Consider the following 15,172-nt stretch of genomic DNA (forward strand, 5'->3'; position numbering starts at 1 on the left):
GCCTTGTCACACGGATGACGCGAACTGCTTGTCAAACCATTTGATCAGCGCCTGGGTGCCGCTGTCTTCCTCACCCTGCGCGGCCAGTTCCTCGTACAGCGATTTGGAGAGCTCCAACCCGGGGGTCATCAGCCCCATCTCCTTGGCCGCTTCCAGCGCGATGGTCATGTCTTTGATGAAATGCTTCACGTAAAAGCCGGGCGCGAAGTTGCCGGCGATCATCCGCGGCGCCAGGTTGCTGAGCGACCAGCTTCCCGCCGCTCCCGCCTCGATGCTCTGCAGCACGCGGGTGGGGTCCAGTCCGGCTCGTTTCGCGTACGCGATCGCTTCGCAGACGCCGATCATGTTGGTGGCGATGGCGATCTGGTTGCACATCTTGGTGTGCTGGCCGGCGCCGGGGCCGCCCTGCCGAATCACGTTGGTGCCCATCACCCGCAGGATCGGCTCCACCGCCGCATAGGCGTCCTCATCGCCACCCACCATGATCGTCAGACGCGCTTCCCGAGCTCCCACGTCACCGCCGGAGACCGGTGCGTCCAAGGCAAAGAGCCCGCGCTTTTTCGCCTCTTCGTAAATCGTTCGGGCGAGCGACGGCTTGGACGTGGTCATGTCAATCAGGTAGGCGCCAGGCTTGGCATGATGCACGATACCATCCGCCTCCAGATAAATCTCTTCCACGTCTTTCGGATAGCCGACCATGGTGATGATCACCTGCGCCGCTTTAGCCAGGTCGGACACCCGGTCCATCCACGTCGCTCCCTGGGCGATCAACTCCTCCGCCTTTGCTTTGGTCCGGTTGTACACGAGTACGCGGTACCCCGCCTTTATCAAATGGGACGCCATGCTTTTCCCCATCACGCCGGTGCCGACAAATCCGATCACCACATCTTTGTTCTGTACTGTCATCGTTTCCGCTCCCTTCCGCTGATGGCTTGTTTCACACAGAGGGAACTTCTCCTGCCGCCGTCCAAAATCCTGCACGCCAGCGCCAACAGCGTGGCAATGCCATAATTGCCGGAATCAGCGCGTGGTTGACTATGGATTATACTGAATATTTCGAATACACATGCGCCGGGTCGCACGGCTGCCTCGCTTCCTGCCTGATTTTCGGCACTACGGCCGGCCTCCACAATGCTGTCACATCCGCAAGTGTCCTTTGTCCGCTTCCGGGCCCAGCCGGATGCCGTAGCTTTTGATCTTCCGGTACAGCGTGTTGCGGCCGATGTGCAGCAGCCGGGCAGCCTGGGAGATGTTACCCCCGGTCGCCAGCAGCGCCTCCTCGATCGCTTTTTGTTCGTGACAGCGCAGCGAAGTCGGCGCATCATCCCGCATGGCGGGCTCGTCTATGATCACGTGCTCCGGCCTGATGACTGCTCCCTCCGCCAGAAACGACGCTTGCTGAAGCACGGCCAACAGCTCCCGGATATTGCCGGGCCAGGAGTGCCTGCACAGCTTGTCCAGCGCTTCCGGGGACAGCTCTGCCGGCGTGTCTGCATGCTTGCGCAGAAGGTGTCCGGCCAATTGTCGAAGATCACTGCGCTCTCGCAGCGCGGGCAAATGCAGAATAATGCCTTTTAGCCGGTAGTACAGATCAGCCCGAAAACGGCCCGCCTGCACCTCAGCCGGCAGGTTCCGGTGCGTGGCGGCGATGACGCGGACGTCCACCCGTCTGGCCACGGCACTGCCCACGGGCGTGACCGTTTTTTCCTGCAGCACCCGGAGCAGCGCAGCCTGTGCACGGAGGGACATGTCTCCGATCTCGTCGAGAAAGATCGTTCCCCCGTTGGCCGCGACAAACTTGCCCGGACTCCCTTCTTTTTGCGCGCCGGTAAACGCTCCTTTCTCGTATCCGAACAGTTCGCTCTCGATCAGGGTGTCAGGAATGGCACTGCAGTTGACCGCCACAAACGGCCCCCGTCCGCTGGCCGCATGGATCGCCTGGGCGAACAGCTCCTTCCCGGTCCCGCTCTCCCCGGTGATCAGGACGGCCAGCGAGCTCCCTGCCGCTTTTCGGGCCAGCTCCTTGGCCCGGAGGATGGCCGGACACTCTCCGTAGATGTCGGCAAAGGTATACGGGCCCCGCTCCTGCCGGGATGCCTTTTCCCTGGAATGGCTTGTCCCGATCGCAACAGAGCGGTAGACTCGCTGTGTCTCGTCCTTGATCGGGATCACCTGGAAGTGGGATTTGGGCGAAAAGGTTTGACCGAGGCAATCTTCTCCCAGGAGGCGGAGGGCAGCCCGGTTGGCGCCGGTCACGCGCCGGTCGGCGTCCAGCGTCAGCAGCGGCAGCGGATGGTGGTCAGACACTGCTTCCAGCTGCCGCAGCGTAATCAGCTGCTCCTTTTCCATCTCTTCGATCATGAAGCGGTTTTGCAGCAGTTCGGCGGCAAGCGGCGCAAAAGTCGCAATCACCGGGTGGAACCGGTCGTGCAGACCGCTGATGTTGATGACCCCGAGAAAGTCCCCGTTTTTGCCGTACAAGGGGGCCGAAGCGCAGGTGAGGAAGCGGTTTTCCACAAAATAATGCTCGCTTCCCCTTACGAACGCCGGCTTTTTCTCCTCGATCGCCACTCCGATGGCGTTCGTTCCTTTTCTCGATTCGTGCCAGTTGGCGCCCACCTGAAGCTGCACCTGAGCGGCGCGGTTGGCAAATTCAGCATCGCCGCTGGCATACAGGATCGTCCCCTCCCGGTCGGTCAAAAAGACCACGCAGCCAAACTGCCGGATGACCGGATACAGCTTGGAAAAGACCGTTTCGGCATGGCTGACCAGAGAGCGGTGCCGGTCGATCAGTTCCTTGATCAGCGTGCCGGTAATAATCTGGTCATCCGCCTTGTCATCCGGTTTGAGCCCGCGTTCATGAGAGCGCTTCCACGACAAGGCAACATCAGGCGGGAAGTCTGACAGAGACACCTGATCGAACATCAATAGGCCTCCTTTCCGATCATTACGTACTTCTATGGTACCATAATCGTCCGAATTTTATAAATGTTCCGTTTTGGAGCACCGCTGTTCCATTATGGCACAGGCAGCCGGAGCAATGTTCCACATTTCGCCTGAAAACGACGCAGATTACGGAGTTGGCATCTTCCTTGCACATGGATAGAGGCAGCTGCCATCAACAAATTCATCAACATTTTTCATGAGGAGGGGTATTCCATGATCTATGCGCAACCCGGACAGGACGGCGCGAAGGTGACGTTCAAGAAACGCTACGAAAACTACATTGGCGGTCAGTGGGTCCCGCCTGTAAAAGGGGAGTATTTTGAAAACGTTTCCCCCGTCAACGGCGCGGTCTTTTGCGAAGTGCCCCGCTCCACCGCCGAAGACATCGAACTGGCGCTGGATGCCGCCCATGCCGCCAAAGCCGCGTGGGGCCGGACGTCTACAGCGGAGCGCGCCCGCGTGCTCAACCAAATCGCCGACCGGATGGAAGCCAACCTGGAGATGCTGGCGGTGGCGGAGACCTGGGACAACGGCAAGCCCATCCGCGAGACCCTGGCTGCCGACTTGCCGCTGGCGATCGACCATTTCCGCTACTTCGCCGGCTGCATCCGCGCCCAGGAGGGAACGCTGGCGGAGATCGACGCCAATACCGTCGCCTACCATTTCCACGAGCCGCTCGGCGTCGTCGGCCAGATCATTCCGTGGAACTTCCCGCTGCTGATGGCCGCCTGGAAGCTGGCTCCGGCGCTGGCCGCAGGCAACTGCGTCGTCATCAAGCCCGCTGAACAGACGCCCGCCTCCATCCTGGTCCTTCTGGAGTTGATCGGCGATCTGTTGCCCCCGGGCGTGCTGAACGTCGTCAACGGCTTCGGACTGGAAGCCGGGAAGCCGCTCGCATCCAGCAGCCGCATCGCCAAGATCGCCTTCACCGGAGAGACGACGACGGGCCGCCTGATCATGCAGTACGCATCCCAGAACATCATCCCCGTCACGCTGGAGCTGGGTGGCAAGTCGCCCAACATCTTCTTCCCCGACGTGTTTGCCAAGGACGACGCGTTTTTGAACAAGGCGATCGAAGGATTCGTGCTGTTTGCGCTCAACCAGGGGGAAGTGTGCACATGCCCGTCCCGCGCCCTGATCCACGAATCGATCTACGAGCCGTTCATGGAAAGAGCGCTGGCCCGTGTCAAGGCGATCAAGCAGGGCAATCCGCTGGACACGGAGACGATGATCGGCGCGCAGGCCTCTACCGAACAGATGGAAAAAATCCTCTCCTACATCGACATCGGCAAGCAGGAAGGCGCGGAACTGCTGACCGGCGGTGAACGGCAGTTGCTCGGCGGCGGTCTGGAAAACGGCTACTACATCCAGCCGACCGTCTTCAAGGGGCACAACAAGATGCGCATTTTCCAAGAGGAAATCTTCGGTCCGGTGGTGGCTGTGACCACGTTTGCCAGCGAAGAAGAGGCGCTGTCCATCGCCAATGACACGCTGTACGGCCTCGGTGCCGGTGTCTGGACGCGGGACATCAGCACAGCCTTCCGCATGGGCCGGGGCATTCAGGCCGGTCGCGTCTGGACCAACTGCTACCACGCTTACCCCGCCCACGCCGCGTTCGGCGGGTACAAGCAGTCCGGCATCGGACGGGAAACGCACAAGATGATGCTGGAGCACTACCAGCAGACGAAAAACCTGTTGGTCAGCTACAGCCCCGACGCACTGGGCTTCTTTTGAGAAGACCATGGCCAACGTGCAGAAGGTGCTGGCTACCGACGCCGCGCTGGCGCTGATCGAACGGCTAAAAGCCAAGTACGGCCCGCTGATGTTTCATCAATCGGGCGGCTGCTGCGACGGCAGTTCGCCGATGTGCTACCCGGCAGGAGAGTTTCTCATTGGCGACAGTGACGTGCTGTTGGGTGAAATCGGCGGATGTCCCTTCTACATGAGCCGGGCCCAGTACGAATACTGGAAGCACACACGGCTCGTGATCGACGTCGTCGAAGGCCGCGGCGGCATGTTTTCCCTGGAAGGGCCGGAAGGAGTGCGCTTTCTCACCCGCTCCAGCCTGTTTACCCCGGAAGAGTATCAACAGCTTCAAGACGAATGGAACCGCTGAATACGCAGCCCGGATCGCCGTGATCCGGGCTGTTCGCCATCCTCCGGGAGCAGGAGCGCCCCCGGGCAGAAAAAAAGCCGATGTTCCAAATGAACATCGGCTTGCTTTCCTCACTACTCGATCTTGCCCAGGAAGGTCGTCTTGTCCTTCTCGTATTTGTAAATGAACACATCGGCAAATACGTTGTCCCCTTTGTCGTCAAACGAGACCTTGACGAACTGCCCCTGAAAATCCTTTGTGTTGTGGACCGCCTCCAGCACCTGCTCGCGGGTCGGCTTTTTCCCGCCGTTGGCCTTGATCGCCTGCTTGATGCCGTTGAGGATCACATTCATGGAGTCAAAGGCGTATACGGAGTAGGTTTCCGGCTTTTTCCCCATCGCCTTTTCGTACTCCTCCGCCCATTTTCGCCCCTCTTCCGTCTGCTTCACGTCCCCTGCCAGCGAGGTGAACACCACGCCTTCAGCCGCCTCCGGTCCCGCGATCTTGATCAGATCGGGGGAGTCGATGCCGTCGCCGCCCATAAAGATCCCCTTGAAGCCTTTTTCCCGCGCCTGCTTGACGAGGATTCCGGCCTCCGGATAAATGCCGCCAAAATAGATCATGTCAGGGTTTTTCGCCACCACCTGGTTAATCACAAAGTTGTAGTCCTTCTCCCCCTGATTGACACCTTCATAGCCCAACACCTGCACGCCGTCCTTTTCAAACTGGGCCTTCACCTGGTCGACGAGCCCCTGCCCGTACGCCGTTTTGTCGTGCAGCAGGAAGACGGATTTGACGCCGAGCGTTTCCTTGGCGTATTTGGCGCCTTTGGGCCCCTGCGCGTCGTCGCGGGCACAGATCCGGTGTACGGTCTTTTTGCCTTCCTCCGTCAGCTGCACGCCGCTGTTGGCGGGTGAGACCATCACCAGGCTGCCCGTCTCGTACTTCACGGAGGCGGGGATGGCTACACCGGTGTTGAAATGGCCGACCACGCCGAGCACATCCGGGTTGGAGACCAGCATCTCCGCATTGGTCACGCCAATTTTCGGATCGGCCTGGTCGTCCTGCGGATACAACTGCAGGTCAAATCCCATCTGCTTGAACTCGTCCTGCTGCAAGCGCAGGGCGTACTCCGCCCCTGTCTTGATCGAGTCGCCGACTGCTGACTGAGAGCCGGACAGGGGGCTTTGCGTCGCAATCAAAATCCTGTTGGCGGACGACCCGCTCCCCGCGCCAGCCGCTTCCCCGGCTTGTCCAGTTTGACCGGCTTGTCCGGACGGTGAGCTTTGCGGGCTGCAGCCGGCGATGGAAACGGCAGCGAGAAGCAGCGGGATGAGGATGGACGCGCGCTTTTTACGTCTCATGATGTGTACCCCCTCGGTTAATATGTCTAATAATTCTATGAATTTAAATATATGAGAAAATATAGACTTTATGTTCTGACAACCTGTCCAATCATTTGTGCAAAAAATCTGACAAAACATCTCTTGAAATGAACATTCGTATTGGGGTACATGCGCATCTGGCGGTCAGCGCCTGGTCCGCTCGTTTCCCGTCGGGTTGGGCAAAATCGCCACCGCCACGCCGCGCGGCGACTTTACCATCATCAACAAAGTCCCGTACCCAAACTCCTACCCGGGCGGCCCGCTCAGCGTGTTCGGCACCTACTGGCTGGGGCTGAGCAAGCCTCATTACGGCATCCACGGCACCAACAACCCGGCCTCGATCGGCAAGTACGTCTCCCGCGGCTGCATCCGCATGCACAACCGGGACGTGGAGTACCTGGCCAAACGGGTGCCGATCGGAACGCCGGTGAAAATCCGCCCGTAGCCGGACGCCGGACAGACAAAAGGCACAGCTTCCTGTTTGGATGCTGTGCCTCAGCGTGTAGACAAAGTCCGTCGCGCATGGGTCATCGGGCCCGCTCGCTCTCTTGACGACCAGCAAAGAAGGTGGCAGTGTCCGCTTCAAAACGCGCGGGCAGGGAAATCTGGCCGTTTCAATGGAGGTCATCGATAAAAATCTTCACCTGTTCCGAGCGGCTCTCATACAATTGTTCCTTGTAATCTTTCAATGCTGTTTGATAGGACTCAGGGTCTCCAGAGGCATTTGGCAGTACCCCGTCTTGGACGAGTTTATTCAGCAAATGTTCGATGCTGAGCTGGCTTTTGTACGCTTCCGGAGCATGCTTCTCCCAGTATTCATCTTCACGCAGACCGGTCAGGGCTATGACCTGCTGCTGAAACGCTTTTGCTTTTTCATCGGCTGTACTTTCCAGAATGTGTCTCATCTCGTCAGAATACGCTCTGGCCTGCTCCAGACTGACCGCTACCCCTTGCTTTTCAGCCTCCAGCAGCAGCAACTTTTCGATGATCAAATCTTTTAACAACTCACTGTCGGACAATTCATCTTTACGGTTATTGAGTTGTTGATTGGCCCGCATGTACGCCTTGTAGGTCTGAAACTCCCCGCTCGTGATGCCGATATGTTCAACCTGGGCAATGTATCTGTCTTTTGTGGCTTGGATCTCCTTCAGCTCTGCGCTGAGTGAACGAAATATGTCAGATTTCTCTTCCGTTGCGAAAGAATAAAACACCCATGCAGAGCATGCCAGAACCACTGCGGACAGAGAAATCACCAGCTTTTTCATCGGCTTTTCCCCCCCCCACTAATTACTCCCATATATTGTAACGCCTTTGTGTTAGAAAATGTTTCCTAATCTTCGAGGTTTTCTTGCAGCAAAGGCAATATCGCCGCAATCCCATAAAAAAAGCAGATCACCTTGAAGCCTGGCAGCTTGGTGATCTGCTCATTTTTGCAGTTGCGCCTCCCCCTAGCAGGAACGGAAACGTCTGTTGTACAGGGCCAAAAGCGCGGCAACGCTTTGGGCGAATCCGGCTGTTCGCACCGGACCGCGTCCGATCCGCACCGGATCATGCTCAGATGGAGTAGGCATGCGCTTGATTGTTGGCGAAAAACGGCTCCTCTACCCGCGCACCCAGGATTCTGTCCAGAATCACCCGCTCATAGTGGGCAAAACCGTTGTCCTTCACCCGGGGCCGGGCCAGGTTGATCTTGATGTCCATCGCCACCTTTCCCTCTTCCAGGAGAACCACACGGTCGGCCAGGGCGACTGCTTCGCTCACGTCGTGCGTCACCAAAATGGCGGAGAATCCCTGTTCCAGCCACAGCTTTTCGATCAACCGCTGCATCTCGATCCGGGTCAGCGCATCCAGCGCGCCCAACGGCTCATCCAACAGAAGCAGCCGGGGCTCTCCCGCCAAGGCGCGGGCCAGTGCGACGCGCTGCCGCTGCCCGCCGGACAGGACGCGGGGCCATTCGCCGGCGCGTTCGGACAGACCGACAAGACGCAGCGCTTCTTCCGCTGTCCGCTTCGCTCCCGCCCTGATCCCGAGCGCCACGTTGTCGATGACCTTTTTCCAGGGGAGCAGTCTGGAGTCCTGAAACATGATGCGCACCTCCGGGTACAGGCCGTAGAGGGGCTGGCGATCCACGTAAATCTGTCCTTCCGTCGGCTGGTCCAGGCCGGCAATCATCCGCAGCAACGTGCTTTTTCCGCATCCGCTCCGCCCGACGACGGCGACGAATTCGCCGGGCTGCATCGCAAGCCGCACCTGCCGCAGCACCCGGGTGGCGCCAAAAGCCTTGCCCACATCCTGCACATCGAGTGACATGCCGTAATTCGCATTCATACCATCACCCCCACGCCGGATCACCGCTTGCTGTAGCTCGGATGCCACTGCAGCCACCTTCCTTCGATCGCCTTTGCGATGCTGTCGGACAGTTTGCCCAACAGCGCGTACAAGAGTATGCTCAGCACGACGACATCCATCTGCATGAACTCACGGGCATTGGTGGCCATGTAGCCGATGCCGGAATCGGAGGCGATCGTTTCCGCCACGATCAGCGACATCCACATGACTCCGAGTGCGTAGCGGACCCCTACCAGGATGGAGGGAAGCGCCCCCGGCAGGATGACGTTCCAGAACAGAGCGAATCCGCTCAGCCCGTATACCCTGCCCATTTCCAGCAGACCGTGATCTACTGTGCGGATGCCGTGAAAGGTGTTGACGTAAATGGGAAACAAGACGCCCAGCGCGACGAGAAACAGTTTTGCTTCCTCTCCGATCCCGAACCACAGGATCACCAGCGGGATCAAGGCCAGATGAGGAATCGTGCGCACCATCTGCACCGATGTGTCCAGCAGCTTTTCGGCAGGGGGAAACACCCCGTTGAGCAACCCCAGGAAAAAGCCGAGGCCGCCGCCGATCAAAAAGCCGATCAGAGCCCGCTTGGCACTGGCTGCTATATAGTCAAACAGTTCCCCGTCCTGAACCAATTGCACCGCCGCCTCCACTACATGGACGGGCGTCGGCAGAACGCGCGTAGAGATGATCCCCCAGTCGCCGAGCACCTGCCACACGAGAATGACCAGAAGCGGAATGCTCCAGGGAATTACGTGCGCCAGGCCGCGTGTTTTCAACGTCAAACGCATGGCGAATCTCCTCCCGGGCCCAAGATGATGTCAGCCATGGGCGACCACGCTCCGGGACGAGACTTTTTTCTCGGGAAAACGGTCATTGCCGATGATTTCACCAGCCGGAGCTTCCGGCGTTCGATTCGCCAGCGGCAGATGCGGAAACAGCAGTTCCGCTACTCGATACGCCTCTTCCAGGTGGGGATAGCCGGAAAAGATAAACGTCTCGATGCCAAGCTCGGCGTACTCCAACATGCGGGCGGCGACAGTCTGCGGGTCGCCCACGAGCGCGGTCCCCGCCCCGCCTCTGACCAGACCGATGCCGGCCCACAGGTTGGGGCTGATCTCCAGATCGCTGCGGTTGCCGTTGTGCAGCCGAATCATCCGCTTTTGACCTTCGGAGTCGTAGTTGGCGAGCGCTTGCTGCGCCGTGCGGATCGTTTCTTCATCCAGGTGCTTGATCAGCTGTTCGGCGGCGTCCCACGCTTCCCGTTCCGTTTCCCGGACGATCACGTGCAGGCGGATGCCAAATCGGACGGTACGCCCGTTTGCTTCCGCCAGCGCGCGCACCTTCCTGATTTTTTCCGCCACCTGCTGCGGCGGCTCTCCCCATGTGAGATACACATCCACGTGTTCGGCCGCCACTTTGAGCGCCGCCTCGGACGAACCGCCAAAGTACAGCGGCGGATACGGTTTTTGGAACGGGGGAAACAGCAGACGCCCATTTTTCACATGCAGATACTCACCTTGAAAATTGACCTGTTCTCCTCTTAACAACGAGCGCCAAATGGTGAGAAATTCATCCGTCAATGCGTAACGGTCATCATGGGACAGATGGAGACCGTCCCCGGCCAGCTCGACCGGGTCGCCGCCCGTCACCACGTTGATTAACAGACGGCCGTCGGAAAAGCGGTCGAGGGTGGCCGCCATGCGGGCTGCCGCCGCAGGAGAAACAATCCCGGGCCGAACTGCCACGAGAAACTTCATCTGCCGGGTGGCCGCGATCAGGGAAGATGCCACCACCCACGCGTCCTCGCATGACCGTCCCGTAGGCAGCAGGGCACCGCTGAACCCCAGCTCATCCGCCGCCTGGGCGATCTGACGCAAATAGTTGAACGTGACGGGACGCCCCCCTACGGATGTTCCCAGATAACGGCCATCCCCGTGAGTCGGTATAAACCAAAAGACTTCCATGAGCCCACTCCCTTTCTCTTACCGTGCTGGTCGATAAATTGCTTCCTGGACGGAAATGTTTTGCGGAATCAGCTTCAGGGCGAAATACGTATCAGCTATTTCCTGCTGCCCTTTTACAATGACGTCGTCAATCGGCTGAAGCCCGTACTCTCTGCGTTTCGCCGCCTTCTCCAGCGCGGCTGCGTCGATTTTCAACAGCGGCGCCAGCAGCTGGGCCACTTCCTTGGGATGTTCGTTGGCCCACGCGCTCACGTGCTCCACTTCTTCGAGCAATACGTGGATTATGTCGCCATGCTCCTCGGCAAAGCGTTTGGAGGCGAGGTAGAAATCGCGGTCCTCCGCCAGGCCTACGCCGTTGGCCAGCACCCGAACCTTGCCGGTGATCTCGATGTCGGCGTAATAGGGGTCCCACACTACCCACGCGTCGATTTTTCCCTGCTCAAACGCAATGCGTGCATCGGCCGGGGACAAAAACGACAGGGTCACGTCGCTGTACTGGAGGTTGGCCTTTTCCAGCGCCTTCACCAGCAGGTAATGAGCGCTGGACCCCTTGGCCAGGCCGATGTTCTTCCCTTTCAAGTCGGCCAGCGTGCGTATGCTGGACTCATGTTTGACGAGGATCGCAGAGCCTTCGGACTTTGCCTTGCCCGCAGCCACGTACACCAGGGGAGAGCCTGCCGCCTGGGCAAACACGGGAGGAGAATCGCCTGTTCGCCCGACGTCAAGATTGCCCGAGCTCAGCGCTTCCAGCAGCGGAGGACCGGCCGGAAACACGTGCCAGGTCACGTCGTATCCCCGTTCCTTCAATTGTTTTTCCAGGGTGCCGCGCTCTTTAACGATGTTCAGCGGATCCCCTTTCTGGTAGCCAATGCGCAGGACCTTCGCCGTTTCTTCCGATTGGGCAGCGGCCTGCCCCGCGCTTTCGCGGCTGTCCCCGGAGCAGCCGGTCAGAAAGGCGGCCGCCAGAAACAGTCCTGCGAGAAAAGCGGCAGCAGCACGGGTCCGCGGGTTTTTCCGTGAATCTGTGAGTGTCAGCACGGGTTTCCTCCTCTCATCAAATGTGGAGTATCAACAAAAAGGCTCCCACATGCTTGCATCAGAGCAAACAGGCAGGAGCCTTCAGTTGACTGATCGGCTGCGGATGTTTTATTTTTTGAACCTGGTGTCGTTGCTTACGATACAGTCTATTCCAACTATTCATACCTGTCAAGTATGTTTTTGGCACGAGCAAAGGGAGTGAGGGATATGGCTGTTGCCGTAACAGCTCATTCCCTGCACTCCGGCATGGCGCTGGCCACCCGGGATGGGACCGGCCCCGCAGCACGGGGACGAAACTGCCATGTGGCCCATCATCATTTTCGCATATTGCGCTTTTCAGCCAGCTCGACGTAATACCCGGTTTCCTTCGCCACATCCTGCGTAAACTGGGCCGAGTCGGCATAGTCCGGCTCCACCTGTATGCCGTGCAGCTTTTTCACAAATGCGGGGTCGTTCACCATTTTCGCCACGGCTTCTTCCCACTTGTTGATCACGTAGTCGGGTGTCCCCTTGGGAAAAGAGACCCCGGTCCACCAGAACACGGTCAGCCCCTTTACTCCCTGCTCTTCGGCGGTGGGAACGTCGGGGAGAAACGGGCTGCGCTCGCTGCCGGACACCGCGAGAATCCTCACTTTCTTTGCCTGGAGCATGGGATTGATCTCGCCGACAGTATGGACAGCGAGGATCGCGTGTCCGCCCGCCACTTTGGGCAGTGAATCGGACGCGCCCTTCGTCACAATCATCCGGGTCTTGGTAAAATCAGCCCCGATCGCGTCCATCCATTCCGCCACACCGAATGCGGAAAATCCGGCAGGTCCGACGGAGGTCCAGGTCAACTGTTCCGGGTGCTGTTTCACCCATTGGGAGAATTCGGCGAAGTCCTTCCACGGCGCATCTGCCTTGACCGCGAACGCCAGCGTCCCTTTTCCGATCCGGGCGGCGTACACCTGGTCCTCATTGGTGATCAGGGGCTGTTTCATCCCCGCCGACAGCATGGACGTGTTGGAAACGTTGACGGCCAGCGCCGTGTAGCCGTCGTTTTTCGCCTGTTTCAGAGCGTACTGCGCCCCGACCGTGCCGCCGCCCCCCGGTTTGTTGACGACGACGACCGGCTGCCCCCACTCTTTGCTCAAATAATCTGCCGCAGCCCGGGCAACCAGATCTACCCCGCCCCCGGCGGAATAGGGAACCACGTACTCAATCTGTCTGTCGGGATAGACGGGAGCCGCCTGACCGGCAATGGCCTGCGTCTCAGAACCGACATCGGGTTGGGCAACGTCCGCCCCGCAGGCCGTCACCGCCACGGCTGCCAGGCAGGAGACGATCCCGCCGATCCATTTCCCATATGCTTTCAAACAACACTCCTCCTGTACAACAAGCTGCTCTCAATGATGCTAGGCCACGTCCGCGCCGTGTTGATGCTCTTCCCGCACCCGCTTTTGCGTCCGCCTGTTGAGCGCGAGGGAGATCAGCATCAGAGCGGCTGCCGCCAACAGGATGACCAGCGAGATGGGGCGCTCCAGCACGATTGCCACATCGCCGGACGACATGACCATCGTCTGGATAAACGACTCCTCCAGCAGCGGTCCGAGAATAAAGCACAACACCAGCGGCACGACCGGCCAGCGGTAGGTGTGAAACAGGTAGCCCAGCCCGCCGAACGCAAAGGCCACCGCCACGTCAAACAGGCTGTTTCGCACGCTGTACGCCCCGATGGTGCACAGCATCAGAATGACGGGCGCCATGATGCCGTACGGAACCTTCGTCAGTTTGACCCACCCCCAGACCAGCGGCAGATTGAGTACCAGCAGCATCGCATTGCCGACGAACATGGACGCGATGACCGTCCAGACAAAGAGCGGGTGCTGCTCAAACAGCACGGGACCGGGCGTCAAACCGTAGATCATGAATCCGGCCAGCAGGATGGCCAGCGGCGGGGAAGAGGGAATGCCCAGGGAAAACAGGGGAATAAACCCGGCGCTGCTGGTGGCGTTGTTGGCCGCTTCCGGTGCAGCCACGCCCTCGATTGCACCCTTACCAAACTGCTCCGGATGCTTCGACACTTTTTTCTCCAGATCGTAGGCGAGAAACGAGGTGATCGCGGCGGAACAGCCCGGCAGCAGCCCGAGGAAAAACCCAACCAACCCTCCTCTGATCGTGGGCGCGGCGCACTTTTTCACATCATTTTTTGACGGGTAAACGCTGCCGCGCGCGCCGATGACGGTGGCAATCCGCTTTTCCCCGATTCCCTTCAGCACTTCGGCAATCGCAAACAGGCCGATAATAATGCTGATCATGTCAAACCCGCCGCTCAGCAGAGGGATGCCGTAGTCAAACCGGGGCATCCCGGAAGACGGCCCCAGTCCCACCAGCGACAGCGTATATCCGAAGGCCCCCATCAAAAACCCCTTGATCAAGGAGCCTCCCGACAAGCTGACCATCAGCGTCAGGGCCAGGATCATCAGGGCAAAGTATTCGGGAGGACCAAACTTCAATGCCTGGTCTGCCAGGACGGGCGCAAAACAGACCAATCCGACGACGCCCATGATCCCGGCCGCAAAGGAGGCGATGGCCGAAATGCCGAGGGCCGCCCCCCCTTTTCCCTTCTTCGCCAGCGGATAGCCGTCCAAACAGGTGGGGACCGACGAAATCTCTCCGGGGATGTTGAGGAGAATCGCCGTGGTCGATCCGCCGTACATGGCGCCGTAGTAAATGCCGGCCAGCATGATGATCCCCTGCGTCGGTTCCATTACGGCGGTGACGGGCAGCAGGATGGAGATGGCGGACGTGGGCCCCAATCCTGGCAGCACCCCCACAAACGTGCCAACCAGTGCGCCAAGTGCGGCCACAAGCAGGTTTTCCGGCGTAATCGCCTGTGCGAATCCAGCCAACAACAGGTGTAAGGTGTCCATGTTACCGCGTCCCTTTCACAGAAAAAATCCAGCAGGAAACGACATCTGCAGCCACATGATGAAAACCACGTACAGGCATCCAGTCAGGACCGCAGCCGAGGCGATGGCCGTCCCCCATCCGTACCTGCCGACGACGCGGAATAGAATCGCCGACACGATCATCGTCGCTGTCAGGTAGCCGACGATGTCAATCAAAAGGCAGTACGCTCCCAATAGAGCCAGGCAGCGGAATATGCTCGTTCGGTGGGGCGACGGCGGTTCTTTGTCCCGCTCCTGATCCCGGAACGAGCGAACCAGCAGGACCGCACCCAACAGCAGAAATCCGAGCCCCAGAATGGCCGGCAGCGTATGATCGCCCACATATGGGGACAGGGCGTAGGCCCGCAGCCGATACGCCTCCAGAATGACCACAACGCCCGCAATGATAGACAACACGGCCCCCAGAAAGTCAGGTACGTTGTACGGAAGTCTCACGTCATCACCTCGCCA

The 15,172-nt window shown here is 59.3% G+C and carries 14 protein-coding genes; 3 read left to right on the plus strand and 11 right to left on the minus strand.

What is annotated here, in order from left to right:
- Nucleotides 1–6: 6 nt before the first annotated feature.
- The gene (locus KDN35_RS03735; RefSeq protein ID WP_268255219.1) at nt 7–945 is read right to left on the minus strand and encodes an NAD(P)-dependent oxidoreductase; all 939 of its coding nucleotides are present in this window, start codon (nt 943–945) and stop codon (nt 7–9) included.
- A gap of 192 nt (nt 946–1,137) precedes the next feature.
- Complete coding sequence (locus KDN35_RS03740; RefSeq protein ID WP_212132112.1) at nt 1,138–2,925, minus strand: sigma-54-dependent Fis family transcriptional regulator; 1,788 nt, start codon at nt 2,923–2,925, stop codon at nt 1,138–1,140.
- Between the two features lie 234 nt (nt 2,926–3,159).
- Here KDN35_RS03740 and adh point away from each other — a divergent pair, with 234 nt between their 5' ends.
- Together adh and KDN35_RS03750 are read left to right on the plus strand one after the other, a co-directional pair.
- A complete protein-coding gene (gene adh / locus KDN35_RS03745) occupies nt 3,160–4,680 on the plus strand; it encodes an aldehyde dehydrogenase (RefSeq protein WP_212132113.1) in 1,521 nt (506 codons plus the stop codon).
- A gap of 7 nt (nt 4,681–4,687) precedes the next feature.
- Nucleotides 4,688–5,062 (plus strand): DUF779 domain-containing protein, encoded by a 375-nt coding sequence (locus tag KDN35_RS03750; RefSeq protein ID WP_171565876.1) that lies wholly within the window; start codon nt 4,688–4,690, stop codon nt 5,060–5,062.
- A gap of 113 nt (nt 5,063–5,175) precedes the next feature.
- On the opposite strand, the gene KDN35_RS03755 is transcribed toward KDN35_RS03750, so the two are convergent.
- Nucleotides 5,176–6,405: a branched-chain amino acid ABC transporter substrate-binding protein gene (locus KDN35_RS03755; protein ID WP_171567489.1), complete on the minus strand. Its 1,230-nt coding sequence runs from the start codon at nt 6,403–6,405 to the stop codon at nt 5,176–5,178.
- Between the two features lie 172 nt (nt 6,406–6,577).
- Between KDN35_RS03755 and KDN35_RS03760 the strand changes: the two genes are divergently transcribed.
- Nucleotides 6,578–6,871, plus strand: coding sequence for a L,D-transpeptidase (locus KDN35_RS03760; protein WP_212132146.1), 294 nt, complete (start codon nt 6,578–6,580; stop codon nt 6,869–6,871).
- Between the two features lie 169 nt (nt 6,872–7,040).
- Here KDN35_RS03760 and KDN35_RS03765 read toward each other — a convergent pair whose 3' ends face one another.
- The 8 genes from KDN35_RS03765 to KDN35_RS03800 form a co-directional block, all read right to left on the minus strand.
- Nucleotides 7,041–7,691, minus strand: a complete 651-nt coding sequence (locus KDN35_RS03765; protein ID WP_212132114.1) for a hypothetical protein — start codon at nt 7,689–7,691, stop codon at nt 7,041–7,043.
- A 289-nt stretch (nt 7,692–7,980) separates the two neighbouring features.
- On the minus strand, nt 7,981–8,754 hold the full coding sequence (locus tag KDN35_RS03770) for an ATP-binding cassette domain-containing protein (RefSeq protein WP_212132115.1): 774 nt from the start codon (nt 8,752–8,754) through the stop codon (nt 7,981–7,983).
- A 20-nt stretch (nt 8,755–8,774) separates the two neighbouring features.
- Entirely contained in the window at nt 8,775–9,557 is a 783-nt protein-coding gene (gene ssuC / locus KDN35_RS03775; RefSeq protein WP_212132116.1) for an aliphatic sulfonate ABC transporter permease SsuC, read from the minus strand.
- A gap of 30 nt (nt 9,558–9,587) precedes the next feature.
- Nucleotides 9,588–10,733, minus strand: coding sequence for an FMNH2-dependent alkanesulfonate monooxygenase (gene ssuD, locus KDN35_RS03780; RefSeq protein WP_171567485.1), 1,146 nt, complete (start codon nt 10,731–10,733; stop codon nt 9,588–9,590).
- An 18-nt stretch (nt 10,734–10,751) separates the two neighbouring features.
- Nucleotides 10,752–11,771 carry a sulfonate ABC transporter substrate-binding protein gene (locus KDN35_RS03785; protein ID WP_212132117.1) on the minus strand — a complete coding sequence of 340 codons (1,020 nt, stop codon included), beginning with the start codon at nt 11,769–11,771 and terminating at the stop codon, nt 10,752–10,754.
- A 314-nt stretch (nt 11,772–12,085) separates the two neighbouring features.
- Entirely contained in the window at nt 12,086–13,126 is a 1,041-nt protein-coding gene (locus KDN35_RS03790; RefSeq protein ID WP_171567483.1) for a tripartite tricarboxylate transporter substrate binding protein, read from the minus strand.
- A 39-nt stretch (nt 13,127–13,165) separates the two neighbouring features.
- Nucleotides 13,166–14,683, minus strand: a complete 1,518-nt coding sequence (locus KDN35_RS03795) for a tripartite tricarboxylate transporter permease (protein WP_212132118.1) — start codon at nt 14,681–14,683, stop codon at nt 13,166–13,168.
- 15 nt (nt 14,684–14,698) lie between these two features.
- On the minus strand, nt 14,699–15,118 hold the full coding sequence (locus tag KDN35_RS03800) for a tripartite tricarboxylate transporter TctB family protein (protein ID WP_230077842.1): 420 nt from the start codon (nt 15,116–15,118) through the stop codon (nt 14,699–14,701).
- Between the last annotated feature and the right edge of the window lie 54 nt (nt 15,119–15,172).

Origin of the sequence: Brevibacillus sp. NL20B1 (genome assembly GCF_018195675.1) — a bacterium.
In the GTDB taxonomy this organism is placed as follows: domain Bacteria; phylum Bacillota; class Bacilli; order Brevibacillales; family Brevibacillaceae; genus Brevibacillus; species Brevibacillus aydinogluensis.

Excerpts from the sequence above, each read along its gene's own strand:
- KDN35_RS03740 (WP_212132112.1), bottom strand. The coding sequence starts at position 2,925 with ATGTTCGATCAGGTGTCTCTGTCAGACTTCCCGCCTGATGTTGCCTTG.
- adh (WP_212132113.1), top strand. The coding sequence starts at position 3,160 with ATGATCTATGCGCAACCCGGACAGGACGGCGCGAAGGTGACGTTCAAG.
- KDN35_RS03750 (WP_171565876.1), top strand. The coding sequence starts at position 4,688 with ATGGCCAACGTGCAGAAGGTGCTGGCTACCGACGCCGCGCTGGCGCTG.
- KDN35_RS03755 (WP_171567489.1), bottom strand. The coding sequence starts at position 6,405 with ATGAGACGTAAAAAGCGCGCGTCCATCCTCATCCCGCTGCTTCTCGCT.
- KDN35_RS03765 (WP_212132114.1), bottom strand. The coding sequence starts at position 7,691 with ATGAAAAAGCTGGTGATTTCTCTGTCCGCAGTGGTTCTGGCATGCTCT.
- KDN35_RS03770 (WP_212132115.1), bottom strand. The coding sequence starts at position 8,754 with ATGAATGCGAATTACGGCATGTCACTCGATGTGCAGGATGTGGGCAAG.
- ssuC (WP_212132116.1), bottom strand. The coding sequence starts at position 9,557 with ATGCGTTTGACGTTGAAAACACGCGGCCTGGCGCACGTAATTCCCTGG.
- ssuD (WP_171567485.1), bottom strand. The coding sequence starts at position 10,733 with ATGGAAGTCTTTTGGTTTATACCGACTCACGGGGATGGCCGTTATCTG.
- KDN35_RS03795 (WP_212132118.1), bottom strand. The coding sequence starts at position 14,683 with ATGGACACCTTACACCTGTTGTTGGCTGGATTCGCACAGGCGATTACG.